General features: G+C 66.7%; 17 protein-coding genes. 7 read left to right on the forward strand and 10 right to left on the reverse strand.

Annotated elements, in window-relative coordinates; translation table 11 throughout:
• From ACILRB_RS09010 to ACILRB_RS09025, 4 genes are all read right to left on the reverse strand, one after another.
• Positions 1-2,689, reverse strand: a 2,689-nt coding sequence (locus ACILRB_RS09010; protein ID WP_395665961.1) for an efflux RND transporter permease subunit, incomplete at its 3' end; no start/stop codon positions are given.
• A gap of 4 nt (positions 2,690-2,693) precedes the next feature.
• Complete coding sequence (locus ACILRB_RS09015) at positions 2,694-3,797, reverse strand: efflux RND transporter periplasmic adaptor subunit (RefSeq protein ID WP_395665962.1); 1,104 nt, start codon at positions 3,795-3,797, stop codon at positions 2,694-2,696.
• Positions 3,798-4,076: 279 nt separating this feature from the next.
• Positions 4,077-5,573, reverse strand: a complete 1,497-nt coding sequence (gene glpK, locus ACILRB_RS09020; protein WP_395665963.1) for a glycerol kinase GlpK — start codon at positions 5,571-5,573, stop codon at positions 4,077-4,079.
• Between the two features lie 49 nt (positions 5,574-5,622).
• Positions 5,623-7,128: a glycerol-3-phosphate dehydrogenase gene (locus ACILRB_RS09025; protein ID WP_395665964.1), complete on the reverse strand. Its 1,506-nt coding sequence runs from the start codon at positions 7,126-7,128 to the stop codon at positions 5,623-5,625.
• 512 nt (positions 7,129-7,640) lie between these two features.
• Between ACILRB_RS09025 and ACILRB_RS09030 the strand changes: the two genes are divergently transcribed.
• The 4 genes from ACILRB_RS09030 (at position 7,641) to ACILRB_RS09045 (ending at position 15,088) form a co-directional block, all read left to right on the forward strand.
• The gene (locus tag ACILRB_RS09030; protein WP_395665965.1) at positions 7,641-10,040 is read left to right on the forward strand and encodes a M10 family metallopeptidase C-terminal domain-containing protein; all 2,400 of its coding nucleotides are present in this window, start codon (positions 7,641-7,643) and stop codon (positions 10,038-10,040) included.
• A gap of 30 nt (positions 10,041-10,070) precedes the next feature.
• On the forward strand, positions 10,071-12,227 hold the full coding sequence (locus tag ACILRB_RS09035) for a peptidase domain-containing ABC transporter (protein WP_395665966.1): 2,157 nt from the start codon (positions 10,071-10,073) through the stop codon (positions 12,225-12,227).
• Positions 12,224-13,666, forward strand: a complete 1,443-nt coding sequence (locus ACILRB_RS09040) for an HlyD family type I secretion periplasmic adaptor subunit (RefSeq protein ID WP_395665967.1) — start codon at positions 12,224-12,226, stop codon at positions 13,664-13,666. Before ACILRB_RS09035 ends, ACILRB_RS09040 begins: the two co-directional genes overlap by 4 nt.
• 702 nt (positions 13,667-14,368) lie before the next feature.
• Positions 14,369-15,088, forward strand: a complete 720-nt coding sequence (locus ACILRB_RS09045) for a hypothetical protein (protein ID WP_395665968.1) — start codon at positions 14,369-14,371, stop codon at positions 15,086-15,088.
• Between the two features lie 27 nt (positions 15,089-15,115).
• Here ACILRB_RS09045 and ACILRB_RS09050 read toward each other — a convergent pair whose 3' ends face one another.
• Positions 15,116-16,057 (reverse strand): GlxA family transcriptional regulator, encoded by a 942-nt coding sequence (locus ACILRB_RS09050; protein ID WP_395665969.1) that lies wholly within the window; start codon positions 16,055-16,057, stop codon positions 15,116-15,118.
• Between the two features lie 388 nt (positions 16,058-16,445).
• Between ACILRB_RS09050 and ACILRB_RS09055 the strand changes: the two genes are divergently transcribed.
• Together ACILRB_RS09055 and ACILRB_RS09060 are read left to right on the forward strand one after the other, a co-directional pair.
• On the forward strand, positions 16,446-17,288 hold the full coding sequence (locus ACILRB_RS09055) for an alpha/beta fold hydrolase (RefSeq protein ID WP_395665970.1): 843 nt from the start codon (positions 16,446-16,448) through the stop codon (positions 17,286-17,288).
• Positions 17,289-17,594: 306 nt separating this feature from the next.
• A complete protein-coding gene (locus tag ACILRB_RS09060) occupies positions 17,595-18,323 on the forward strand; it encodes a cysteine hydrolase family protein (RefSeq protein WP_395665971.1) in 729 nt (242 codons plus the stop codon).
• Positions 18,324-18,483: 160 nt separating this feature from the next.
• On the opposite strand, the gene ACILRB_RS09065 is transcribed toward ACILRB_RS09060, so the two are convergent.
• Genes ACILRB_RS09065 through ACILRB_RS09080 form a run of 4 tightly spaced genes read right to left on the reverse strand, consistent with a single transcriptional unit; the run spans position 18,484 to position 23,141 of the window.
• Entirely contained in the window at positions 18,484-20,043 is a 1,560-nt protein-coding gene (locus ACILRB_RS09065; protein ID WP_395665972.1) for an MBOAT family O-acyltransferase, read from the reverse strand.
• Entirely contained in the window at positions 20,043-21,029 is a 987-nt protein-coding gene (locus ACILRB_RS09070; RefSeq protein WP_395665973.1) for a hypothetical protein, read from the reverse strand. The genes ACILRB_RS09065 and ACILRB_RS09070 overlap by 1 nt, the downstream gene beginning before the upstream one ends.
• A gap of 14 nt (positions 21,030-21,043) precedes the next feature.
• Positions 21,044-21,286, reverse strand: a complete 243-nt coding sequence (locus tag ACILRB_RS09075; RefSeq protein ID WP_395665974.1) for an acyl carrier protein — start codon at positions 21,284-21,286, stop codon at positions 21,044-21,046.
• On the reverse strand, positions 21,264-23,141 hold the full coding sequence (locus ACILRB_RS09080; protein WP_395665975.1) for an HAD-IIIC family phosphatase: 1,878 nt from the start codon (positions 23,139-23,141) through the stop codon (positions 21,264-21,266). Before ACILRB_RS09080 ends, ACILRB_RS09075 begins: the two co-directional genes overlap by 23 nt.
• 620 nt (positions 23,142-23,761) lie before the next feature.
• Here ACILRB_RS09080 and ACILRB_RS09085 point away from each other — a divergent pair.
• On the forward strand, positions 23,762-23,929 hold the full coding sequence (locus ACILRB_RS09085; RefSeq protein WP_395666002.1) for a hypothetical protein: 168 nt from the start codon (positions 23,762-23,764) through the stop codon (positions 23,927-23,929).
• Between the two features lie 232 nt (positions 23,930-24,161).
• On the opposite strand, the gene ACILRB_RS09090 is transcribed toward ACILRB_RS09085, so the two are convergent.
• Positions 24,162-24,623, reverse strand: coding sequence for a hypothetical protein (locus ACILRB_RS09090; RefSeq protein WP_395665976.1), 462 nt, complete (start codon positions 24,621-24,623; stop codon positions 24,162-24,164).
• Positions 24,624-24,633 lie beyond the last annotated feature (10 nt).

Genomic DNA, 24,633 nt, shown 5'->3' on the forward strand with positions numbered 1-24,633 from the left:
CGGGAATGGACCAGCTCTCGTAAAGCGCGACGAGGAACAGGAAGGCGAACAGCACGGCGAAGGCGAGGATGATCCCCGTCTTGCCTTCCGCCCGCTTCTCCTGGAACGAGGTGTCGGTCCAGGCCCCCGAAAAGCCCTGCGGCAGCGTCTTCGCCGCGACTTCGTCCATCGCCGCCAGCGCCTGGCCCGACGAGACTCCCGGCGCCGGCGCGCCCTGCACCGTCACGGCGCGCTTGTTGTTATAGCGGATCAGCGCCGGCGGGCCGGTCTCGACCCGCGCCTCGACGATCGAGCGCAGCGGGATCATCTCGCCTTTATTGTTGCGCACATGGATCTGGTAGATGTCATCGACGCGGCTGCGGTCCTGCGCTTCGGCCTGCGCCTGCACCTGCCAGGTGCGGCCGTAGAGGTTCATGTCGTTGACGTAGAGGCCGCCGAGCGAGGTCTGGAGCGCCTGGAACACGTCGTTGAGCGGCACGCCCAGCACCTGCGCCCTGTCGCGGTCGATGTCGAGCACGATCGACGGATTGGTCGCCGTGTAGGTCGAGAAGACGCGCGACAGCCGCGGGTCCTGGTTGGCGGCGACGATCAGGCCGCGCAGCACCTGCGCCAGCGCCTTCGGGTCGCCGGCGCGCAGATCCTGCAGCACGAAGGCGAAGCCGCCGCCCGTGCCGAGGCCGACGATCGGCGGCGGCGCCAGCGGCGTCACCGCGCCGCCGGAAATCTGCCGCATCTTCTTGCCGAGCCGCGCGATGATCGCGCTGGCGCCGTTCTCGGCGCCCTTGCGCTCCTCGAACGGCTTCAGCGTCACGACGATGAAGGCGGCGTTGGGCTGCGAGTAGTTGTCGATGAAGTTGAGGCCGACGACCGAGGTGTAGTCCTCGACCGTATGCTCCTCCTTGAGCAGCGCCTCCGCCTTGCGGATCACCTCGGTCGTGCGCCCGACCGAGGCGCCGCCCGGCAATTGCACGACGACGAAGAACGCGCCCTGGTCGTCCTCCGGCAGGAAGCCGGTCGGCGTCAGTCTGGAGAGCGCATAGACGCCGCCCGAGGCGACGACGACGCAGGCGAGCCCGATGACCGAGAACCGCACGAGGCGCGCCACGGCCGCGCCATAGGCGTCGCGCACGCGGTCGATGGCGCGCATGACATAGCCGATCGGCCCCTTCTTCGGCCCATGCGAGGGTTTGAGCAGGATGGCGCACAGCGCGGGCGACAGGGTCAGGGCGTTGATCGCCGACAGCAGCATGGCGACCGCCACCGTCACCGCGAACTGGCGGAACAGTTCGCCCGAAATGCCCGGAATGAAGGCGACGGGCACGAAAACGGAGAGCAGCACCAGCGTGATGGCGATGATCGGCGCGGTGATCTCGGCCATCGCCTTCTTGGTGGCGTCGGCCGGGGTCAGCTCCGGATGTTCCTCCATCACGCGCTCGACGTTCTCGACCACCACGATCGCGTCGTCGACGACAATGCCGATGGCGAGCACGATGGCGAGCAGCGACACCGTGTTGGCGGAATAGCCGATGGCGTTCAGGACGATGAACACGCCGATGAGGCTCACAGGCACGGCGAGCGTCGGGATCAGCGTGGCGCGGAAGCTGCCGAGGAACAGATAGACGACGAGCACCACCAGGACGAAGGCCTCGAGCAGCGTCTTCTGCACCTCGTGCATGGTCTCGGTGACGAAGGTGGTCGGATCGTAGGTGACCTTCCAGGCGAGATCGTCGGGGAAGGCCTTCGCCAGCTCGGCCATGCGCGCGCGGATCGCGCCGATGGTCTGGATGGCGTTCGCGCCGGGCGACTGGTAGAGCGCCAGCACCGAGGCGGGGCCGCCGTTGAACAGGGTCTCGCGGTCGAGATTGGCCGCGCCGAGTTCGAGCCGCGCGACGTCGCCGAGCCGCAGCGTCGAGCCGTCCGGGTTGGTGCGCAGGATGATCTTCTCGAACTCCTCGACGCTCGACAGCCGCCCCTTGGTGCGCAGGTTGAGCTGAAGCTGCTGGTCGTCCGAGATCGGCCGCGCGCCGATGCGTCCGACCGCCGCCTGCACGTTCTGCGCGCGGATCGCGGCGACGACGTCCTGCGTGGTGAGGCCGAGGCCGGTCAGCCGGTCGGTCTTGAGCCAGGCGCGCATGGCGTAGTCCTGCGGGCCCCACAGCGAGGCGTCGCCGACGCCCGGAATGCTCTTCAGTTCGTCGAGGATGTTGATCGTGACGTAATTGGAGATGTAGAGCGGGTCATAGGTCCCGCGCGGCGAATAGACCGAGAGCACGCCGAGCAGCGCCGACGACTTCTTCTTGACCGTCACGCCCTGGCGCTTCACGTCCTCGGGCAGCTTCGAGAGCGCCGTCTGGACGCGGTTGTTCATGTTGACGGTGTTGATGTCCGGGTTGGTTCCAAGCTCGAACGAGCCGGTCAGCGTGTAGGAGCCGTCGTCGCCGGAGACGCTCTTCATGTACATGAGCTTGTCGACGCCGACGACCTGCGCCTCGATCGGCTGGGCGACGGTCGAATCGACGATCTCGGCGGAGGCGCCGGGATAGGTCGTCGTCACCGACACCTGCGGCGGGATGATGTCTGGATATTGCGCCACGGGAATGGCCAGCATCGAGAGCAGGCCGGCGATCACCGTGACGATCGAGATGACGATGGCGAGCCGCGGCCTGTCGACGAAGACGGAGGAGATCATCGGGTCAGCTCTTGAGGCCGGGCGCCGGGACGGCGCGCACGGCGGCGCCGGGCCGGAGGCTCTCGAAGCCGTCGACGACGACCGGCTCTCCGGGTTTGAGGCCTTCGGTCACCACGATGTCGGAGCCCTGGGCCGCGCCGGTCTTCACCCGGCGCACGACCGCCTTGCCGTCCTCGACCGCGAAGACATAGACGCCGCCCTGATCGGCGATGAGGGCCGCCTGCGGAATGACGACGCGCTCCTCCGGCGTCTTGCCCGTCAGCTCCACGCGCACGAGCTGGCCGTCGATCAGCCTGCCGGCGGGGTTCGGCACGTCGGCGCGCATGATCACCGTGTCGGCGCCGCGGTTGACCGACACGTCGATGAAATTGATCCGGCCGGTTTCATCATAGACGGAGCCGTCGGAGAATTTGACGCGCACCTCGACGTCGTCGAGGTTCGTCTTGCCCTTTTTCTTCTGCTCCTCCAGGAAGTCGCGCTGGCTCACCGGAAAGACGACATACATCGGATTCTGGCTGACGACGGTCACGAGCGGGCCGCTGTCGGGCCCCACGATATGCCCGCGGGTGACGGCGGTGCGGCCGATGCGGCCGGCGATCGGCGAGACGATGTCCGTGTAGCCGAGATTGATCCGCGCGGTGTTCAGCGCCGCCTCGGCGGAGAGCACGGCGCCGGCCGACGTGTCGACGTCGGCCACCGCCTTGTCGCGGGCGACGACGGTGCCGGAGTTCTTGGCGAGCAGCTCATCGGCGCGGCCGCGGTCGATCCTGGCGAGCGCCAGCGCCGCCTTCGCCCTTTCGAGGTCGCCTTCGGCCTGCTGCACGTCGGCCTCGAACAGGGGCTTTTCGATGGCGTAGAGCGGCTGGCCTTCCCTGACCGTCTCGCCTTCCTTGAACAGCACGCGCTCGAGCATCCCCTTCACGCGGGCGCGGATCTCCACATGCTCGGGCGATTCGACGCGGCCGATGAACTCCTTCGCGTTCGAGACGGGCTTCAGGGCTGCGGAAACCACGCTCACCGGAGCGCCTTCCTGCGCCCGCACATGTGCCGGTTCGACGAGCGCCGGCGCCAGAAGGGCGACGACGCAGGCGAGTTTGGCGCGCGACATGGCTTTAGTGCCTCCCGACATTTGGCCCGAGGCGTCCGGCGGTGCGCCCGTGCGGCCTGAAAAGAGGTCTTGAAGAGACGGAAGCAGGGACGGGGCGATCGTCCTGCCGCGGCGCCTGTGGGGCAGGGGCGCGGCCCATTCGGGCTTTCTGGCTGTTCGAGGCCTTGGCGGCGACACTAGCGGCGATTCGCCGGTTTGTGGAGCCCTTCCGCACGGGTCTCGTCGCGGGACGCGGCCGCCTCGCCGCGCCCGGCCGCTGCGGGAGGAAGGACGCTCATGTCAGCTCGCCCATCGCAACGAGCGCTCGACCGCCTTGCGCCAGTCGCCGAACAGCCGCCCGCGGCGCTCCTCGTCCATCTGCGGGCGCCAGCGCCGGTCGACGCCCCAGTTCTCGACGATGTCGCGCGGGGACTGGAAATAGCCCACGGCGAGGCCCGCCGCATAGGCGGCCCCGAGCGCGGTGGTCTCGATCACGCGGGGGCGCGCCACCGGCACGTCGAGGATGTCGGCCTGAAACTGCATGAGCAGTTCGTTCACGACCATGCCGCCGTCGACGCGCAGCTCGCGGATGGCCACGCCCGAATCCTGCGCCATGGCGTCGAGCGCTTCGCGGGTTTGATAGGCCGTCGCTTCGAGCGCCGCGCGGGCGATGTGGCCCTTGTTGGCGAAACGCGTGAGGCCGCAGATGACGCCGCGGGCGTCCTCTCTCCAGCGCGGGGCGTAGAGGCCCGAGAAGGCCGGCACGAAATAGACGTCGCCATTGTCGCTGACCGAACGGGCGAGGGTCTCGACCTCGGCCGAGACCCCGATCACCCCGAGATTGTCGCGCAGCCACTGCACCAGCGCGCCGGCGATGGCGATCGAGCCTTCGAGCGCGTAGACGGCGGGACGCGCGCCGAGCCTGTAGGCGACGGTGGAGATCAGGCCGCAGCTCGACTGGAACGGCGTCTCGCCGACGTTCATCAGCATGAAGGCGCCGGTGCCATAGGTGTTTTTCGCCTCGCCCGGGTTCAGGCAGGCCTGCCCGAACAGGGCCGCTTGCTGGTCGCCGAGAACGCCCGCGACGGGCGCCCCGGCGAGCGGCGCGCGGGCCGCGCCGTAGATTTCCGACGACGAGACGATGCGCGGCAGGCAGGCGCGCGGCGCGTCGAACAGCGCGAGGAGCTCGTCGTCCCAGGACAGCGTGGCGAGATCCATGAGCTGGGTGCGCGAGGCGTTGGTGACGTCGGTGACGTGGACGCCTCCGTCGACGCCGCCGGTGAGGTTCCACAAAAGCCAGGAGTCGATGGTGCCAAACAGCGCGTCGCCCGACGCGGCCTTCTCGCGGGCGCCGGGCACGTTGGCGAGGAGCCAGTTGAGCTTGACCCCGGAGAAATAGCTGGCGAGCGGAAGGCCGGTCCTGGCCCTGAGGCGGTCCCTGCCGTGTTCGGCGGCGAGGCGCCTGACGGTCTCGTCGGTGCGGGCGTCCTGCCAGACCAGGGCGTTGGCGAGGGGCCTGCCGGTCCGACGATCCCACAGAAGGCAGGTCTCGCGCTGGTTGGCGATCCCCACGCCGGCCAGATCGAGGGCCGAGAGGCCGCTTTTCTCCAGCGCGCCCGCGATGACCGCGCGGGCGTTCGCCCAGATCTCCTCCGCGTCATGCTCGACCCAGCCGGGCTGCGGACAGATCTGCGCATGCTCCTTTTGCGCAAGGCCGACGATCCGGCCGGCGCGGTCGAAAATGATGAACCGCGTGCTGGTCGTGCCTTGATCGAGGGCGCCGACATATTTCGACATCTGTCTCCTCCCGCGCGGCTGAAGCGAAGGCGAGTTCCGGCGCCTGCCCTCAGATCGTCTTCAGGAACGCGTCGATGCGCGCTTTCGCGCAGGCCGGCGCCCGAAGGCCGAGCTTGCTGCGCCGCCATAGCACGTCCTCGCCCGAGCGGGCCCATTCGACGCGCGCGAGATAGGTTGTCTCCGCCTCCGTGAGGCCGGCGCCGAAATCGCGGCCAAGCCCCGCTTCCGATGTGATTCCGGCAAGAAGGCGCTCGGCGCGCGTGCCGTAGGACCGGGCGAATCGCGACGCGCGGGCTTCCCCCAGAAAAGGCTTTTCCGCAAACAGCCGGCGCGCATAGGCGGCGACGTCGCCGCAAGGGAGATCGCCGCCGGGCAGCGCCGCCTGCGCGGTCCAGGCGGGCTTCAGCCCCGGCAGAAACGGGGAGAGCTTCTGCAGCGCATGCTCGGCGAGCCGGCGATAGGTCGTGAGCTTGCCGCCGAACGCCGACAGGAGCGGCGCGCCTCCCGGCGGCGCGTCGAGGTCGAGAACATAGTCGCGGGTGACGGCCGAGGCGTCGACGGCGCCGTCGTCGAACAGGGCCCGCACGCCGGAGAAGCTCCACGCCACATGTTCCGCCGAAATCCCTTTCCTGAACCACCGGTTGATCGTGGCGACGAGATATTCGACCTCGTCCGCCGAGACGCGCGCGCAAGCGCACGGCGCGTCATGGGGGACCTCCGTCGTTCCGACGAGCGTGAAGTCGTCCTGGTAGGGGATCGCGAACACGACGCGCCGGTCCGGGTTCTGCAGGACGTAGGCGTGCGCGCCCTCATAGAGGCGCGGCGTGACGATGTGGCCGCCCCTGACAAGCCGCACGCGCTTGAAGCCGCCAAGGCCGAGCCGGCGGTCGAGCACGTCGCTCACCCATGGCCCGGCGGCGTTGACGAGAATGCGGGCGCGCGCCGCCTGCGTTTCGCCGGAGGGGCCGCGCAGCGTCGCCGCCCACACGCCGCCCTCGCGGCGGGCGCTTTCGAGACGCACGCCGACGCGGATGTCCGCGCCGCGCTCGCGGGCGTCGAGGGCGTTGAGGACGACGAGGCGGGCGTCGTCCGCCGAACAGTCGGAATATTCAAACCCCACGCGCGTGAGCGGGTTCAGCGGCGCGCCGCGCGGGTCGCGGGAAAGATCGATCCGCGTCGAGGCGGGCAGGCGCTTGCGCGACGCCAGATGGTCGTAGAGGAACAGTCCCGTCCGCACCAGCCACGCGGGCCGGACCCTGACGTCGTGCGGAAGCACGAAGCGCAGCGGCGCGATGACGTGCGGCGCGATGGCGAGCAGCCGCTCGCGTTCGAGAAGCGCCTCGCGCACCAGACGGAACTCGCAATGTTCGAGGTAGCGCAGCCCGCCATGAATGAGCTTGGTGGACGAGGACGAGGTGTGGGCGGCGAGATCGTCCTGCTCGACCAGAAGCACGGCGAGCCCGCGCCCGGCGGCGTCGCGCGCCAGGCCTGCGCCATTGACGCCTCCGCCGACCACGAGGAGGTCAGGCATGTCCTGCGTCGCGTCTCGCGCCATGTCGTGTCGCGTTCGTCCGTGTTTTCCCAGGCGCGGGAGCGACTCCGCGCAAGCGTGGTCTTTCGCAAACTCGAACCGGAACATTCAAACCACGAAGGAGGGCGCGCCAGACATTGGCCGTGAAGCCGGCGCGGGGCTCTTGAAACGCGGCCCGCGGCAAGGCCGGTCCTGCGGCGGAGGTCTCCCTGACGGATGTGGGTCGGGCCATGAAGCGGAGAGGGGCGTCGATCGAGCGGGTCGCCGCCGCGCCCGAGCCGGCGGAGCCCGGCCCGCCAGCGGCGGGGCGACCGCCAGGTCGACGGCTTGGAGCGGGCATCCTACCGCTCAACGCGACGACGCGCCAGCCTTGAGCGGCTCCGCCGGCGCTTGCTCGCTGGACCCGCACTCTGCAATGAATTATCATCCGGCCAGATTATTTTTCAGGGGCGGATCGGCGCTGAACCCAGCTCCAGACTTGCGCCCGCGCCGTTTTCATTCTGAACACATCCGATATTATTTTCAGGGTGGCTCAAATGCTTCGGAAGCCCGAATATAGTTCATATTTACAAGCTGAAAATGAATATAAGCCGGATTTCACGCTGCCCCAGATCGTCACCCAGCTGACGACGTCATGGGGATATGGAGACACAAGGACCAGAAGCTGGGCCAGCCCTGTCGTCACCTTCGCGCTTCTTGACACGACGCCGACCAACAGCTCGTTCGTCGGCTCCGAATCTTCCGGCGTCCTCGCGCTCACGCCGCATGAACGCTCCATGGCCGGGCTCTCGTTCAAGCTTTGGGACGACCTCATTCCGACGACGCTCACGCAGACCAACGATCCGTCAGCCGGCGTCACCTTCAATTACTCGACGACCACCGACGGCGACGGCACTTACGCCCGGCCTTTTCTCACGAGCGACGGCGCGACGCACAATAACATCGCGGCGCAGCAGATCTGGATCGCCGCCGACTGGAGCACCAACCAGAGCGACGCGCTCGTCCTTGGCGGCTATGGCGTCGCGACCTACATCCATGAAATCGGCCATGCGCTCGGCCTGTCCCATCCGGGAGCTTACAACGCGGGCTCGGGCGGCGTCATCACCTATGACGAAGACGCGGTCTACGCCCAGGACAATCGCCGCTATTCGATCATGTCCTATTTCGGCGGCTACGACGCCTTTCTCGGCGGCTGGGCGCAGGACGGAACCTACGCCAACTGGCTTTATCCCGAGACGCCCATGGTCGACGACATCGCGGCGATCCAGGCGCTTTACGGCGTCGACACGGCGACGCGGACGGGGGACACGGTTTACGGCTTCCACAGCAATCTGGAGAACGCCGATCCGGAAAAAGCCATCTATGACTTCTCCCTCAACACGGCGCCGATCTTCACCATCTGGGACGCCGGCGGAATCGACACGCTCGACTGTTCGGGCTACGCCGGAAACCAGCAGATCAGCCTTGTGGCCGGAAGCTATTCGTCGATAGACGGCATGACGGACAATGTGGCCATCGCCTACGGCTGCACGATCGAAAAGGCGATCGGGGGAAGCGGCGACGACGTCATCGTCACCGGCGCCGCGGCGGACACGCTGACCGGAGGCGCCGGCCGTGACGCGTTCAAGGGAACGATGGCCGACTGTTTCAACGACACGATCACGGACATGCAGATCGGCGAGACGATCCAGATCACCGACATGCCATACTACACCTATGGATACACGTTCGCCTTTTATGACAAGTCGACAAATTTGCTGAATGTGACGTCTCTCGGCTCAAGCTTTCTGTATTCGACGCAGATCTTTTTGCCGGGATTGACGAGCGGCGATTTCGTCACGAGCGCCGACGGCGCGTCCGGCACGCTCCTGACCCTGCAATATGTCGCTGCGCCGGCGGCCCCGACGCAGCTTGCGCTCGCCGGGGCGTCCGACACTCTGGCGCCGGGCGACAGCGTCACCCGCGACATAACCCCGACGATCGTCGGAGTCGGCGGCGCTTCAGGCGACTTCCTCAACCTTTATGAAGGCGCGACGTTCGTCGGCTCGGGGCTGGTCGGCGCCGACGGGCGCTGGGCCGCCGACGCGGGCCTGCTTTCGGACGGCGCGCATGTTCTGACGGCGAAGGTGACCAGCGCCGTCACGGGCAAGACGAGCGCCGCCTCCGCGCCGTTCAAGCTGCTGATCGACGAGACGAGCGGGCTTTACGACAGCGCCTACTACAGTTTCAAATATGCGGACGTCGCCAAGGCGGGCGTCGACGCGAAGGCGCATTACGACGCCTATGGCTGGAAGGAGGGGCGCAACCCCGACCAGCTTTTCAGCACCTCGGGCTATCTCGCGTCAAACCCGGACGTCGCCAAGGCCAAGGTCAATCCGCTCGCCCACTACGACGCCGCCGGCTGGAAGGAAGGGCGCGACCCCTCCGCCCATTTCGACACCGGGCTCTATCTTCTGCACAACAAGGACGTCGCCAAGGCCGGCGTCGACCCGCTCGAACATTATCTTCGCTACGGGCAGGCCGAAGGCCGCAAGGCCTATGACGCGATCGGCTTCTCGTCGCAGTTCAAAAATGGCAGCTTCGACGCGGAATATTATCTGCTCGACAATCCGGACGTCGCCAAGGCGGCGATCGGCGCGAAAGACCCCGCCGCCTTCGCCCATCAGCATTACGAAACCTATGGCTGGAAGGAAGGGCGCAACCCCAACGCCTTTTTCGACACGGATTTCTATCTGTCGCAATACGCCGACGTCGCGACGTCCGGCGTCGATCCGCTCACCCACTACGACACGTCCGGCTGGAAGCAGAATTTCGATCCCTCCGCCGCCTTCGACACCAGCGCCTATGAGCAGCACAATCCGGACGTGGCCAAAGCGCAGGTGAATCCGTTGCAGCATTATCTTCAATATGGCGCTTACGAAGGCCGTCTGCTGTAAGGCGCGGCCGCCGGCCGATCGGACTTTTCGATGACGCAATTGGCCGGTTTCGCAAGCGGCTCCCAGAACGCCGACACGGGCATGCTCGCCCTTTGCGCCGTCGCCGGCTTCTACCGGATCGGCGCCGATCCCGGCCGGCTGCGGCGCGAACTGGGCCTTTCCGGCCGCCTCGCCGCGGCGGAGGATCTCATCCGGGCCGCGCGGCGGCTCGGCCTCCGGGCGCGCCTCGTCACGAATTTCGACGCGAAGCGGCTCGGCCGCATCCCCTTGCCCGCCGTCGTCAGGCTCGCCGACGGCCGCTTCCAGATCTTCGCCGGGCGGCATGAGGACGGCGATTGCCGCGTCGTCGATCCCGTTTCGAAAATCTATCGCCGCCTCCCTGTCGCCGAGCTCCTGGAAGAGACGGCGCCTGAGCTGCTGCTTCTGACGCGCCGGCTCGGCGGCGCCGGCGCCGAGCCCGTGTTCGGCTTCAAATGGTTTCTGCCGTCGCTCTGGCGCTACCGCAGCGCGCTGTCGCACGTCCTCGTCGCCTCGCTCTTCATCCAGCTGTTCGCGCTCGCGACGCCGCTGATGTTCCAGGTGGTCATCGACAAGGCGCTGACCCACAAGGCGCTCTCGACGCTCTATGTGCTGGTCGGCGGCCTGCTCGTCATCGGCGCCTTCGACGTCGTGTTGCAATATCTGCGCAGCTACGTCCTGTCGCACACGACGAACAGGATCGACGTCGAGCTGGGACAGCGGCTGTTCCACCGCCTGCTGCGTCTGCCGATCGCCTATTTCGAGACGCGCGCGGCGGGACAGACCGTCGCGCGCGTGCGCGAACTCGAAACGATCCGCAACTTCCTGACGGGCCAGGCCCTGTTCGCGGCCATGGATTTCGTCTTCGCCTTCGTGTTCGTCGCCGTTCTCTTCGCCTATTCGACCAGGCTCGCCCTCATCGTCGTCGCGAGCGTCCCGCTTTACGTCGCGATCGCCTTTCTCGTCCGGCCGTCGCTGCGCCAAAAGATCGACGAGAAATTCGCGACGGGCGCGGCGAGCCAGCAATTTCTCGTCGAGGCGATCGTGGGGGTGGCGGCGGTCAAGGGAATGGCCGCGGAGCCTTTCATGCAGACCGAATGGGAGGAGCGGCTCGCAGCCTATGTGCGCGCGAGCTTCGACGCCTCGATGCTGAGCGCCGGCGGCCAGAACGCCGTCCAATACGTCAGCAAGGCGACGACGGCGCTCATCCTGCTCTTTGGCGCGCAGGAGGCGATGGCCGGTGAGCTGACCATCGGCGCGCTGATCGCCTTCAACATGATCGCCGGGCAGACGGTCGCCCCGATCCTGCGGCTGTCGCAGCTCTGGCAGGATTTCCAGCAGGTCCAGGTCTCCGTCTCGCGCCTCGGCGACGTCCTCAACTGCCCGCCCGAGCCCGCGCCTTCCGCCGCGATTCCCCTGCCTCGTCCGCAGGGCGCGATCGAGTTCCGCAACGTGAGCTTCCGTTACCGCCCGGGCGCCGCCCTCGCGCTGAAGGAGGTCAGCCTGTCGATCAGGCAAGGCGAGGCGATCGGCGTCGTCGGCCCTTCGGGGTCCGGCAAATCGACGCTCGCCAAGCTCATCCAGCGTCTCTATCAGCCGGAAGAAGGCGCGATCTCGCTCGACGGCGTCGATCTCGCCAACGTCGACCCGGCCTGGCTGCGCTCCAACATCGGCGTCGTCATGCAGGACTCGATCCTGTTCAACCGCTCCGTGCACGACAACATCGCCTTCGGAACGCGCGCCCTGCCGCGCGCCGAGATCATGCGTCTCGCGCGTCTCGCCGGCGCCGACGACTTCATTTCGAGACTGCCGCAAGGCTACGACACGATCGTCGAGGAACGCGGCGCCAATCTTTCCGGCGGCCAGCGCCAGAGGATCGCGATCGCCCGGGCGCTCGCCGGCAATCCGCCCATCCTCATCCTCGACGAGGCGACGAGTTCGCTCGACTATGAGAGCGAGCATGCGATCCAGGCCAACATGGCGATGATCCTGAAGCGCCGCACGGCCGTCGTCATCGCGCACCGGCTCGCGACGGTGCGCCGGTGCGACCGCATCGTGGTCCTGGCGGAAGGGCGCATCGTCGAGACCGGCCGGCACGACGAGCTTCTCGCGCGCGGCGGGCTCTACAGACGCCTCGCGACGCTCCAGGACGCTTCGGAGGCGCGATGAACGAGACGCCCCGCGTCAGGACGGCGCGCAAGGCCTTCGCCCGCAAGGCCGACGATCGCGAATTCCTGCCGGCCGCGCTCGAAATTCTCGAAACGCCGCCGTCTCCGGCGCGCGCCGCCATGCTGCTCGTCATCTGCGCGCTGTTCGCCGTCGTCGCGGCGTTCGCCTGGTGGGGCGGCGTCGACATCGTCGCCGTCGCGCCGGGGCGGCTTCGCCCGGCCGGACAGGTGAAGGTCATCCAGCCGCTCGAACCCGGCAAGCTCGCTGCGGCCTTCGTCGAAAACGGCGCCCATGTCGCGGCCGGCGCGCCGCTGGCCATGCTCGAACGCGAGGAGACGGACGCCGACGAAAACGCCGTGACAAACGATCTCGTCGCGCTCAAGGCCGAAGCGGAGCGGCGGCGAAGCGCGATCGCGGCGGCCCGCTTGGGCGAAGGCGCAGCCGACGTCGCCTTTACGGACGACGTTCCGCAGTCCGTCCGCCTGCGCGAAAGCCTCGTCTTCGCCGCCGACCTCTCGCGCCTGCGCTCCGAGACGGCGAGCCTGTCGGCCCAGGCGCTGCAGAAAGGCGCAGAACGCGCACGGCTCGACGCGACCATCGCGTCGGAGAAGATTTTGATCGAGACGTTGCGCGAGCGGGTCGCCATGCGTCGCGAACTCATCGAACGGCGCGCCGGCTCGAAGGCGAGCCTTCTCGACGCCATGGAGGCCGTCCAGCTTCAGGAGACGGCGCTCGCCCAGCAGGTCGGGCAGCGCGCCGAAACCGAGGCGAGCCTCGCGGTGATCGCGCGCGACGTCGACAGGACGCTTCGCGTGTTCATCGCCGAAAATGCGCAGAAGCTCGCCGAGGCCGAGCGGCAGATCGTGGAGCTGCGCGAGAAGCTCGCCAAGACGCGCGCGCGAAGCGCCCACATGACGCTGCGCAGCCCGATCGCCGGCGTGGTCCACGGCTCGACCCTGACGACCGTGGGACAGGTCGTGGGCTCGGGCGAGGAGATGATGAAGATCGTTCCCGAAGACGCCGAGCTCGAGATCGTCGCCTATCTGCCGAACCGGGACGCCGGCTTCGTGAAGGAGGGGCAGAAGGCCTCGGTCAAGGTGGACGCCTTTCCGTTCACCCGTTACGGCGCGCTCGACGCCCGCGTCGTCCGGATCGCGCGGGACGCGTCGGCCGATCCTGCGGGACGCCGGCCCGCGCAGTCGGCGAGGCTCAAAGGCGCGTCCGGCGGGCCGGCGGAAAACGGCGAGGATCCTCAGGGCGCCGTCTTCGAGATCGTGCTGAAGCCCGACCGCGCCAGCTTCGCCGTCGACGGCGCCGACGCTGCGCTCACGTCGGGCATGAGCGTTTCGGCGGAAATTCGCACCGGCCGGCGCCGGATCGTCGATTATCTTTTCGCGCCGCTCATGGAGACGGCCTCGCAGGCGATGAAGGAACGATGAGACGCGCGCCCGCCTGTTTCTGACAACGACGCCGGCGCCGCCGGTCTGGACGGCGCTCCGCGGAATCTGGGCGGCCGCCCCCGGTCACGCCGAACGCGGGGCCCGGCGTTTCGCCGTGGCGTCGGGAGGGACGCGTCCCGGCCGCAGCCGCGGCGAAGCAGCCGCCAGACGATCATGCCGCCGCCATCCGCCCGGGCTCCGAAACAGGGCGTCGGACGCCCGCCCGTCAGGGCTCGAACAGGGCCGCCCCGGCGCGCAGAAGCCCGGACGGGCGATCGACGTGCGCGCCTGCGGAGCGCCGGCCGGCGGGTCTGCGCGGCGCAACCGGACGCTCCTCGCCCGGAGCCAGAGCGCGCGAGGCTCCGCGAGATCGCCGGCGTTCACGCAGATCCCGACCCGAAAGGCGCGTCATGACCTGATCGCCGCTCAAGCTTTTCGGCTGCGCCGCGCGCAGGCGAGCCTGCGGCCGCGCAACGTCGCCGGCGCGGCGGCCGCTTCATCCCCGCGTGCGCGGGGAACGCAGCCCCCGAACAGGACGGGCGACGCGCGGGCGCAGACCGAAGCGGCGCAAACAGGACTGAGTCCGCCTCTTCATCGTGTGGCTCGAAACAAGGCAACTACGGCATTCGGCGGTTTTTCGCGATCCCTTAACGTCGGGCCACGGATCGACGTCATGTCATCGCCTTGTTTGCGGAGCCCGCAATGTCCCGTCTGAGAGATTACGTCATCGAGGCCCATGGGGGGCTGCCGCTCTGGCGACAGTTCGAGCAGGTTTCCGCAGACCTCGACCAGGGCGGCGTGCTGTGGAGCGTGAAGGGGTTTCCGCACACGCTGGAGCGCACCTCCGTCGCCGTTGGCCTGAAGACGCAATGGGCCTCCCACGCGCCGTTCGGATCCGGGGGGCGCCGCTCGCGCTTCGAGCCCGGACGCACGGCGCTCGAAAGCGCGGACGGCGCGATCCTCGAAGATCTCTCCGACCCGAGGGCGAGCTTCGCCGGCCATACGCTCCAGACGCCATGGACGGAGTTGCAGCTCGCCTATTTCGCCGGCTGCGCCATGTGGACCTATCTCAACATGCCGTTCCTGCTCGCCTGGCCGGGCATGGAGTCGGAAGAGCTGGAGCCGTGGCCGACCGACGACGGCGACTGGCGTCGCCTGGCGGTGCGCTTTCCCGCTGACATCGCGACGCACAGCGCCCTGCAGACGCTCTACTTCGACGGCGACGGACTGTTGAAGCGCCACGACTACAATGTCGAGATCGCCGGCAATACGCCCGGCGCCCATTTCGTCAGCGACTATGTGGAGGTTTCGGGCGTCAGCTTTCCGACCCGGCGCCGGATCTTCGCCCGGCGGCCGGACGGCGGCTTCAGTCCCGAGCCGCTGGTGGTGTCGATCGACCTTTCCAACATCCGGCTTTCCTGACGGCTCCCGCCGCCGTGACGGCGTCCGCTACAGCGTGGCGAGAGGACCCGCGTCGCTTCGCACCGCGCGGGGAGCCTCGCCGCGGACCCGTATGAAGGCGAGCCTCATCCGCTCCCTGTTCTCGAAGCCGACCTCGCGCGCGATCTCCTCGATCGGCAGGCGGGACTGCTCCAGCAACAGTTTCGCCGCCTCCACGCGCAGGGTCTCGACGGCCTTGGCGGGCGTCGTGCCCGTCTCGGCCCGAAACAGCCGGGTGAACTGGCGGGGGCTGAGGCTCGCCGCGTTCGCGAGATCTTCAATGCTCAGCTTGATCTTGAGATTTGCGCGGGCGTAGTTCATGGCCCGCTGCACCCGGTCCTCCCGCGCGTTCAGCTCCAGAAGCGCGGAGTGCTGGGACTGTCCGCCGGAGCGGCGATGATACATGACCATGCTTTTCGCGACCGTTTGCGCGAGGTCGGCGCCATGATCGCGCTCGATCATGGCGATGACGAGATCGACGCCCGCCGTCATGCCGGCCGAGGTCCAGACCGCGCCGTCCTCGATGAAGATCTTGTCCATGTCGACCTGGCAGCTCGGGAAACGTTCCTGCAGGGCCTTCGCGTAACGCCAGTGCGTGGTCGCGCGCCGGCCGCTCAACAGCCCCGCGTCTCCAAGGACGAAGGCGCCGAGGCAGATGGACGCGGCCCGTCGCGCCTGTGCGGCCGAGGACCGGAGCAACCGGACAAGACCCGGCGACGCGGTCGGGATCTCCATGCCGGAGCCGACGATCAGCGTGTCATAGACATTTTCGTCGAGCCGCTTCGTCAGGGCCTGCATGCCCGAAGACGAGGTGATCAGCCCTCCGTCCTCCGACAGCACGTGGAGTTCATAAAGGGTCTCGCCGGCCCGCTTGTTGGCCACCTCGAACGCCGAGATCGCCGCGAGCCCGATGAGCTGAAAGTCCGGGCACAGCACCAGGCCGATCTTCATGTTCCCTCCCGATCACGCCCGCGGCGCGTAAATGGTCGCGCGCCGGGCTCTTCGCCGCCCCCGTGGCGGAATGACGACATCCCTGTTTTTTCGGACGCGAGGCGCGCCGCATGGCGAAGGTCGATCAGCCTGTCGCCGGCGACCGGACACGCGATGTCCCGATTGCGGTCATCTATGTCCTGTCCGCAGGGGATATGAATATATACATGGATATATATTGAGCGAAGGGAAGGGCGTTCGTAGACTCGAGTCAAGCGCTCCGGTCCGGTCCTGCGGCCGGCGCAGGTTTCTTTCCGGCGCGGCGGTGACGGCCGCCATGACTTTCCTTCCGGCGCCGGCCCCCGGCGCTCAGCTTTCCGCCAGCGCGACCAAACAAGGAGTCTCTTCCATGAGCGCCGCTTTCGTGACGACCAGCGATGGGGTCGACATTTTCTACAAGGACTGGGGCCCGAAGGACGCGCAGCCCATCGTGTTCCACCACGGCTGGCCGCTGGCGTCGGACGACTGGGACGCCCAGATGCTGTTTTTTCTCCAGCACGGCTACCGCGTCGTCGCGCATGACCGGCGCGGCCACGGACGCTCCGTGCAGGTGAGCGATGGGCACGACATGGATCATTATGCGGCCGACGCCTCGGCGGTGGCCGAGCGCCTCGACCTGCGAAACGCCGTCCACATCGGCCACTCCACCGGGGGCGGCGAGGTCGCCCGCTATGTGGCGCAATATGGACAGCCGCAGGGACGCGTGGCCAAGGCCGTGCTGGTCTCCGCCGTGCCGCCGATCATGGTGAAAAGCGAGAACAACCCGGAGGGCACGCCGATCGAGGTGTTCGACGGCTTGCGCGCCGCGCTCGCCGCCAACCGCGCGCAGCTCTACCTCGATTTCGCCTCGGGGCCGTTCTACGGCTTCAACCGCGACGGAGCCAAGACGATCCCCGGCGTCATCCAGAACTGGTGGCGCCAGGGCATGATCGGCGGCGCCAAGGCGCATTACGACGGCGTCAAGGCTTTCTCCGAGACTGACCAGACCGACGACCTGAAGGCGATCTCCGTGCCGACGCTGGTGCTGCATGGCGACGACGACCAGGTGGTGCCCTATGAGGACGCCGGCGTGAAGTCGGTCAAGCTGCTGAAGCAGGGGACGCTGAAAATCTACAAGGGCTATCCGCACGGCATGCTGACCATCCATGCCGATGTGATCAACCCGGACCTGCTCGCCTTCGTGAAGGCGTGAAGCCGGGCCGCCGCCCCTGACCGTCATGGGCGGCGGCGTCGCCGGAAAGACCGGCCGCCGTCAGATGTTGCGTCCGTCGCGGCGCCGGGTCGCCGGCCGCGCTTGTGTCCTGTCGCCTTTGTCTTGTTGCGCTTGTCTTGCCGCGCGTGTCCTGCCGCGCGTGTCCTGCCACGCGACGCCGGGGGACGTTTTGGGCCTGAGGCCGCAAGCCTCGCCGCCAGGGGCGCGCCGACCCTTGCGGGCGCGTCGTGGCGGCTCTCGACGACCAGCCTTTGATCCTCATTCATCCTGTATGGAGCTTTCGCCATGAAGCCGGACTACTCCGCCCGATCCGCCGAGCTTTACGCGGACACGGCGAACCCCGTTCTGCCGAAGGTGGACATGGTTCTCGATCTCAAGCGTGTGGCGCTGGTCGTCATCGACCCGCAGGTCGACGTGATGAGCCCTCAGGGAAAGGCCTGGCCGGCGGTCGGCGAGAGCGTCACCGAGAACAATCTGGTGCCGAACCTGATCGAGCTGTTCGCCGCCGCCAAGAAGGCCGGCGTGGTCGTCGCCGTCTCCCCGCACTACTATTATTGCTGGGACCATCACTGGCGCTGGCAGGCGCCGCTGGAGAAATTCCAGCACGACGCCGGCGTCTTCGACCGCAGGGGGCCCTACGCGGTTGAGGGGTTTCGCGGCTCGGGGGCGGATTTCCTGGAGGCGTTCAAACCCTATATCGAGGACGGCGAGACCATCGTCTGCTCGCCGCACAAGCTTTATGGCCCTCAGGCCAACGACCTGAAGCTACAGCTCGGCAAGCGGGGGATCAGCCAGGTGATCCTCGCCGGCATGCTGGCCAATATGTGCGTGGAGTCGCACATGCGGGACCTGCTGGAGGCCGGTTTCGAAGTCGCCGTCGTGCGTGACGCGGTGGCGGCGCCGAAGCTCCCCGACGGCGACGGCTATCTCGCCGCGCTCATCAACTACCGCTACATGGCGAACGGCGTGTGGAGCGCCGACGAAACGGTGCGGCGGCTCGCCGGCGCGAGCTGATCTTCGCGGCCGTTGAAACAGGAGGCGCGACCCGTGCGCCTCCGGCCGCGCGGCGTGACGGCCGGCGCCAGGATCGGGTTCGCTTCCATCTGCGCGTTCAAGCCGTTGACGAGCGCCTGCGTCGCCAGTCTCCGACCGGCGGCGTAACTCCGACCGCCGCCTAAAACTGGAAGTAGAGGAAGCTCGTGCTGGCGTCGAGCAGGATGAAACATCCGGCGAAAAGGACAATGACGGCGGCCGCCGAGGCGAGGCTGACGCCCCATCTCAGGTTTTTGAAAAGGCCGGGATTATGCGCCGTCTCGGTCGGCGCCTCGCCGAGAATTTCCTGCGTGTTCGGCGCCAGCCAGGTGATGAGGAAACACGCCGCAAGGCCGGCCGCGGCGATCGACGGCGCAAGCAGAAAAGTCGAGGTCGAGGGGACCATATGGACCATCGGCCCGTCCGCCAGCCTCGCCCCGGCGTGCAGGTTGAGAAGCCCGCCAAGGACGGTGAAAGCGTCCGTCACGCTGGCGGCGCGGAAGAACACCTGGCCGACGAGAACCGCGGCCGCCGTGAGCGTCATGCCGACCGGCCAGGGCATGAAACGGCGCAGGGCGGGGCGGTCGGAGGCGAACAGACGCCAGGCGTGGTTGATGGTCAGATAGAGGCCGTGCAGAAGGCCGAAGACCATGAACTGAAGGCCCGCGCCGTGCCATATGCCGGCGAGGAACATGGTGAGAATGGTCGGGAAGGCGACGAGCTCCAAAAAGCCGCCGGGGGTCTTGACGGCGCGCTTCGACACCTTGCGTCCCTGCGCCATGCGCCGGCGATTGATGTAGAGCGCGAGCGGATTGTAGAGATAGGCGGTGAGGTAGCGCGTGAGCGTCATGTGCCACCGCGCCCAGAAGTCGATGATGTTGCGCGCCTTGTAGGGCGAGTTGAAATTGAACGGGAAGCGGATCGAGAACATTCGGGCGAGGCCGAGCGCCATGTCCGAATAGCCTGAAAAGTCGAAGTAAAGCTGGACCGCATAGGCGAGCACGCCGATCCAGGTGGCCGTGGCGCCGAGCGCGCCGGGCTGCGCGTAAAGCGAATCCGCGAGCGGGCCGAAACGGTCGGCGATCAGGACTTTCTTGCTGAGCCCCAGCACGAACCATGTGAGGCCGAGCGCCATGTCGTCCGCCTGGAGCCCCTTGCGCCGGCGCTCTTCGAATTGCGGCATCATCTCCGCGTGATGGATGATCGGACCGGCGATCAGATGCGGGAAGAAGGTGACGAACAGAACGTAGGAGACGAAGCTCTGCCGCCCGGCCGCGCCCTGGCTGAGATCGACGAGATAGGCGATCTGTGTGAAAGTGAAGAAGGAGATGCCGAGCGGCAGCGCGACCGCGACCCAGTCCGGCGTCTCGAGCCCGATGCTTTGCAGAAAGCCGATCGTCGGAAAGAAATATTTGTACCATACGAGCAGCAAAATATTGGCTGCGATCGCCGCGACGAGCCAGACGCGACGCCGGCCAGCCGCCTCGTCGACCGCCTCGATGCGTCGCGCGAACCAGAAGTTGACGACGATCGATCCGACGAGGACGAAGAGATAGGTCGCGTCCCAATAGGCGTAGAAAAACAGCGAGGCGGCCGCGAGCCAGACGAATTCGGCGCGCCGGCCGACCTTGCTCGTCAGATGGTAACCAAGGAGGACGATCGGCAGGAACAGATAGATGAAAACGGTCGAGGAAAACAACATCAGTCGTTGGCCTTGCTGTAGACGGCGCCGGCGCCGGACGCGGCCTTCCGCTGCAAGGCCGCGACAATCTGGTCGGCGACCTCGCCTGAGTAGCGCGTCCAGCCCGCCTGCGTCATGTGCAGACGGCCGCTCGTGTTGAATGCCGACACAGGATAGGTCTCGAGCCGATTGTCGGTCGGGGCCGGGTGCGAACGGTAGAAGTCAAGCGTTGGGTCGCACTCAGGCTCGGGGGTCTGGTTGACCAGCACGACCGCTCCGTCGTGATCGTAACGCGAACGCCACATTTCGACGTAAGCGGGGTCGGCGGCGTGCTCGCGCTTCTCGGATTGACAATTCGTCAGCGCAGGCGCGGCCAGCGGCAGGCGTCCGAGATGGTCGGCGCGAAGCTGGGTCAGCGGGCCGCGCAAAGGAGGCTTCAGCAGGCCTGTCAGCGATATCCGGGCGCCGAGCGTGGCGAAGCCCATTGCGTCTTTGGGATGGGTGAGAAGCAGCCAGAACGTTGAAAAATCCGGCTTTTCGCGCAGCCGGAAGAGAATGGCCTCATAGAGCGACACCGTGTCCCAGGCGTGATACGGCGCAAGATTTTCGGGCGCGAAGTTGAAAACCCACACCTTCGGGCTCGGCCGCCGCTCGAGGTAGAGATCCGGGACCAGCGTCCCGTTCACCATCGTCATGCCGGCGTATTCGGCGATGTTGCACGTCGGGAGGCCGGTCCGTGCGGCGATCAGCCCCGGGTCGAGGCCGACAAGCGCGGTGCTGTCGCCGTAGATGACGACGTCGCATTTCCGGTCGCCAAGCGTCGTGACATAGCCCGTGTTGGCGATCGAAAGCTTGCCCGCCCGACGGATCGCCCAGTCGGTTTGCGGTAAAACAAATCCGAGCGCGAGAAAGGCGAAGGCGGCCACGCCCAGCGCGAGACAATAAAGGCGGGCGCTTTTTCGCCCGTCCGGCCCCGTGCTTCGCTCCAGCTCAGCCGCTTCGCTCATCGGGGCGTCCGTCATCAGTTCAGCTTCGAATAAATGACGTCCACAAGATGGCCGACGTTATGAAGCGATTCGATCTCGGCCGTTTTGAACTTGATCTTGAATTTCTGCTCTATGGCGACGATGAGATTTATGTGCGCAAGGGAATCCCACCCCTCGACGTCCTCGGCGCTGGTCTCGGGCTTCAGCTTGATGTCGTCGTCGTCGAACAGGTCGCAAAAGATCGCGTTGAGCTCGCTATAGATTTGCGATTTTTGCATTTGTCCCCGCAATAATTGAAATGAATGTCGGTTGCGGCTCGAACGCTTCAAGGTCAAGCACCCAGCGTGTCGAGGACGCGTCGGCGTCAAACGGCTCGAGCGGCGCAAATCCGAGCTTGCGATAATGCTCTCGCACCATGCCGTTCTTGGCGGTCTTTCGATATTCGCCGACAAGGCGGCGAAGACCCCTTTCGCGAGCGATCTCGCGAAGCAGCCCCAGCGAGGCTTCCTCGACCTGGCGGCCGAGCACGCGGCAGCTCATCAGCCACGTCTCGATGAAGAGTTCGTCGTCACGCACGCGGCCCAGGATGACGCCGATAATCCCGTTGTCGCCATAGACGTCGGTGAGGCGCAGTTGCAGCGTGACCGCTGCGGGATCGTTCATCGCCCGCTCGAGATCGCCTTCGGAGTAGCGGATCGTGGCCAGGTTGAACTGGTTGGTCTTGTTGGCGAGCTGAACGACGCGCGGCAGCCCCATCTTGTCGAACGGCAGCCAGATCAGCTCCATCTTGAGGGCGGCGAGGTAGCTCGCCATGTCGGTCGCGGTCTCGCGCAGCTTTTCGCGCTGCGCATTGGCGGCGTATTGCGCTCCGCGCTCTCGATCGTCGGAGGTCACGGCGACGCCCTCGAAGTACCCGCCGAGCGCGAGACAGGACGCGTAAAGGGTTGGATCCTCGGGCAGTTCGGGAACGGCGACCATGGGCAGTTCGCGCCGCACAAGGCCGCGCTCGACAGGGTTGTCGTCAGCAAAGACGAGCGAATCGAGGCCGATGTTGAGCGTCGCGGCGATGTGGCGGATGTTGTGCGCCTTGTCGGACCAGTTGGCGACAAAACAGGCGATGTCCGATTCTTTCAACAGCATCTCGGGATGCTCGCGGAACGGCGCCAGCGCGTTGGCCTCGTCGTTCTTCGAGCACACGGCGAGGATGATTCCGCGGCGCGTGAGGCTTTTCGCGTATCGCTGGAAGTCAAGATAGGCCTCGCCGGCGGCGCTGCCCTGCCCCAGCACGATCCCCTCGAGCCCGTCGTCGCCTATGACGCCGCCCCAAAGCGTGTTGTCGAGGTCGAGGACGAGGCATTTTGCCGAAAGGCCGCGCAGCGCCGCGACGAGCCGGCCGAAATATTCCCCATAAAGCGGGGCGGCGCGGGGGCTTATCTCCTGCTTGGCCCGGTTCCAAAGCGCCGGGTCGTGCCAGAAATCGAGGCCGCCATGGCGACGGATCATGTGATCGAGGGCGAGCAGCTGCACGCCGGCGGCGTCGGCGGCGGGGCGCAATTCGCCGTTGATCGTTTCGACCACGGCGAATGGCGACTCCGCGAGACGATGCTCATTGGAGCCGAGCGTCGCCGGAAAGGCCGGGAGGAGGGTTTGCTGGACGACGGCGCATTCGAACGACGACTTCGCCAGCGCCCAGCACGTCGCCATCTGCGCCACGGCGTCTTTCGGGTCGACCCCTTCCGCGCCGGCGACATGCCGCGCGTCGAGCGCAAAAAGAACGATCTGGGGATTAAAGGCCCGCAGGCCGGACGCAGGGTCCATCAGCTCCTGTCGATAAAGCCCGTAAGGACCTTCATAGACGTCAGCCACGAGGCCGCGCCGGAGCGCGCCGACGCGAATCCCGGACGCGAGATGCGAGGTCGTCGAGGAGCCGAGAACGGCGATGCGCAGGCGCGGCTCTTCGGCGCCGGACGAGTCGAGCGCCCGCTGCGCCGCGCGGTCGAGTTTGCCCGACTCAAGAAAGTCGAGATCGGCGTTGGCGAGCCGGATGAAAACCGGTTTGGCGTCGCGCCAGGGCAGACGCTGCGCCTCGCGAAGCGCCGCGCTCCAGTCGCTCATCCTGGGCAGCCAGTCCATATGTTCGCTCAGGGAGGTGTCCTCCTTAACGGCCGACGGCGATACATCAACTATGCCAGTTTGCTGCGATGCGCAATCGACCGTTGGTTGCTTCGCCATTTCAGCCGGTCGTCACAGAGGCGACGCGCGTTCAGGTTCGCTGGCGCGGCTTCGGTCACGCTGAGCCGCGCTTCAATATCAAGTAATTTGTACGTTTCTGTGTCAGAGCCGAACGTGCGCTCGTGGCGGCGTCGAGAGCCCGATGGGTCTTCGTCCTGTCCGCCGTCAGCGCCAATGGCGCGGAATCGGGGTTGTGACGCAAAGAGGATCTGGCCTGTTTGGAGAAAGTGGAGAGCGGTTTCGATTTTATGCGGCGCGCCTCTCGGACTGAAGCGGGCTTTTGAAGCCGCGCGCTGAATGGCGCCTGTGACCTTTCCCCCGCGATCGGGGCCATTGCGACCTGGACTCTTCCATCCTTAAATCGATGAGGACGAAGGCCCGTGAAGCACAAGCGTTTCAGCGACGGGCAGATCATCGGCGTTTTGAAGGCGCGCGAGGCCGGGGGCCAGAGTCGACGACATCCGCCGGCGTCACGCCATCAGCAGCGCGACCTTTGATGCGTGGCGGAAGAAGTGCGGCGCATGGAAGCGAGCGACGCGAAGCGGCTTTGCGAACTCGAGGCCGAAAACGCCAGGCTGAAGCGGATCGTCGGGCTGTCGCCGTCGGCGTGGCAATGCCGGCCGACGCAGCGCTGGTCGCTCGACGTCGTCAGCGATCAACTCGCGGCTGCCGCCGGTTCCGGGTGTTGAACATCGTCGACGACCACAGCCGCTTCCGCCCCGGCCAGATTGTCGACGTGTCAAACACGCCGTCTGCGTCACCGAGATCGTCTTCACAGCTTCAGCGATCGATCGTCCCTGCGCCGTGAAAACCTCGATCTGGCGCAGCTTCGCCACGATCTCCCCGGCTTATGCCGCTTCGTCATGGCGTCGCGGCGGGCGCCCGGTTAACGACGAGCGCGGAGCGATTGTCGAGACATGGCTATCGCGGGTCGCCTCCGCCTCCAATGCCAAGCCCGATGTCCTTCTTCGGATATTTGACGAAAGTCGCCGCATGCGCCGCCTGCATCTGGAGAACAGGCCCGTACGCCCATTCATAGTCGCTGTTGCTGCGCGTCAACCGCTCCTTCGGGTCGCGATAGATATCGAACACCCACGGCGAGACGCCAACCGGCGCGAAAGTCGACATGCTGATGTTCGAGAAGGGCTGATCGAACAGCTGCACCATGAAATAGGCCTTGAACTCGCCCCAGCGCAGCGCGGAAAAATCGGCCTGGTTGTAACTGAACACGACCTGCCTTGCCGTCTCGCCATTATCGGCGAGCAGGAATCCGGTCTGATCGATCCCGTCGATATAGCGCTCGTGCGGGATTTTCGAGACGATCCCGCCAAGGTCGAGCGAGGTGTTGAATAGGTCCATGAGGTCGAACAGTCCATCGCTCACACGCGGCTTG

The organism is Methylocella sp. (assembly GCF_044226135.1).
GTDB lineage: Bacteria > Pseudomonadota > Alphaproteobacteria > Rhizobiales > Beijerinckiaceae > Methylocapsa.

Coding starts and splice junctions, on each gene's coding strand:
- ACILRB_RS09015 (WP_395665962.1), bottom strand. CDS start 3,797: ATGTCGCGCGCCAAACTCGCCTGCGTCGTCGCCCTTCTGGCGCCGGCG.
- glpK (WP_395665963.1), bottom strand. CDS start 5,573: ATGTCGAAATATGTCGGCGCCCTCGATCAAGGCACGACCAGCACGCGG.
- ACILRB_RS09025 (WP_395665964.1), bottom strand. CDS start 7,128: ATGGCGCGAGACGCGACGCAGGACATGCCTGACCTCCTCGTGGTCGGC.
- ACILRB_RS09030 (WP_395665965.1), top strand. CDS start 7,641: ATGCTTCGGAAGCCCGAATATAGTTCATATTTACAAGCTGAAAATGAA.
- ACILRB_RS09035 (WP_395665966.1), top strand. CDS start 10,071: ATGACGCAATTGGCCGGTTTCGCAAGCGGCTCCCAGAACGCCGACACG.
- ACILRB_RS09040 (WP_395665967.1), top strand. CDS start 12,224: ATGAACGAGACGCCCCGCGTCAGGACGGCGCGCAAGGCCTTCGCCCGC.
- ACILRB_RS09045 (WP_395665968.1), top strand. CDS start 14,369: ATGTCCCGTCTGAGAGATTACGTCATCGAGGCCCATGGGGGGCTGCCG.
- ACILRB_RS09050 (WP_395665969.1), bottom strand. CDS start 16,057: ATGAAGATCGGCCTGGTGCTGTGCCCGGACTTTCAGCTCATCGGGCTC.
- ACILRB_RS09055 (WP_395665970.1), top strand. CDS start 16,446: ATGAGCGCCGCTTTCGTGACGACCAGCGATGGGGTCGACATTTTCTAC.
- ACILRB_RS09060 (WP_395665971.1), top strand. CDS start 17,595: ATGAAGCCGGACTACTCCGCCCGATCCGCCGAGCTTTACGCGGACACG.
- ACILRB_RS09065 (WP_395665972.1), bottom strand. CDS start 20,043: ATGTTGTTTTCCTCGACCGTTTTCATCTATCTGTTCCTGCCGATCGTC.
- ACILRB_RS09070 (WP_395665973.1), bottom strand. CDS start 21,029: ATGAGCGAAGCGGCTGAGCTGGAGCGAAGCACGGGGCCGGACGGGCGA.
- ACILRB_RS09075 (WP_395665974.1), bottom strand. CDS start 21,286: ATGCAAAAATCGCAAATCTATAGCGAGCTCAACGCGATCTTTTGCGAC.
- ACILRB_RS09080 (WP_395665975.1), bottom strand. CDS start 23,141: ATGGACTGGCTGCCCAGGATGAGCGACTGGAGCGCGGCGCTTCGCGAG.
- ACILRB_RS09085 (WP_395666002.1), top strand. CDS start 23,762: ATGGAAGCGAGCGACGCGAAGCGGCTTTGCGAACTCGAGGCCGAAAAC.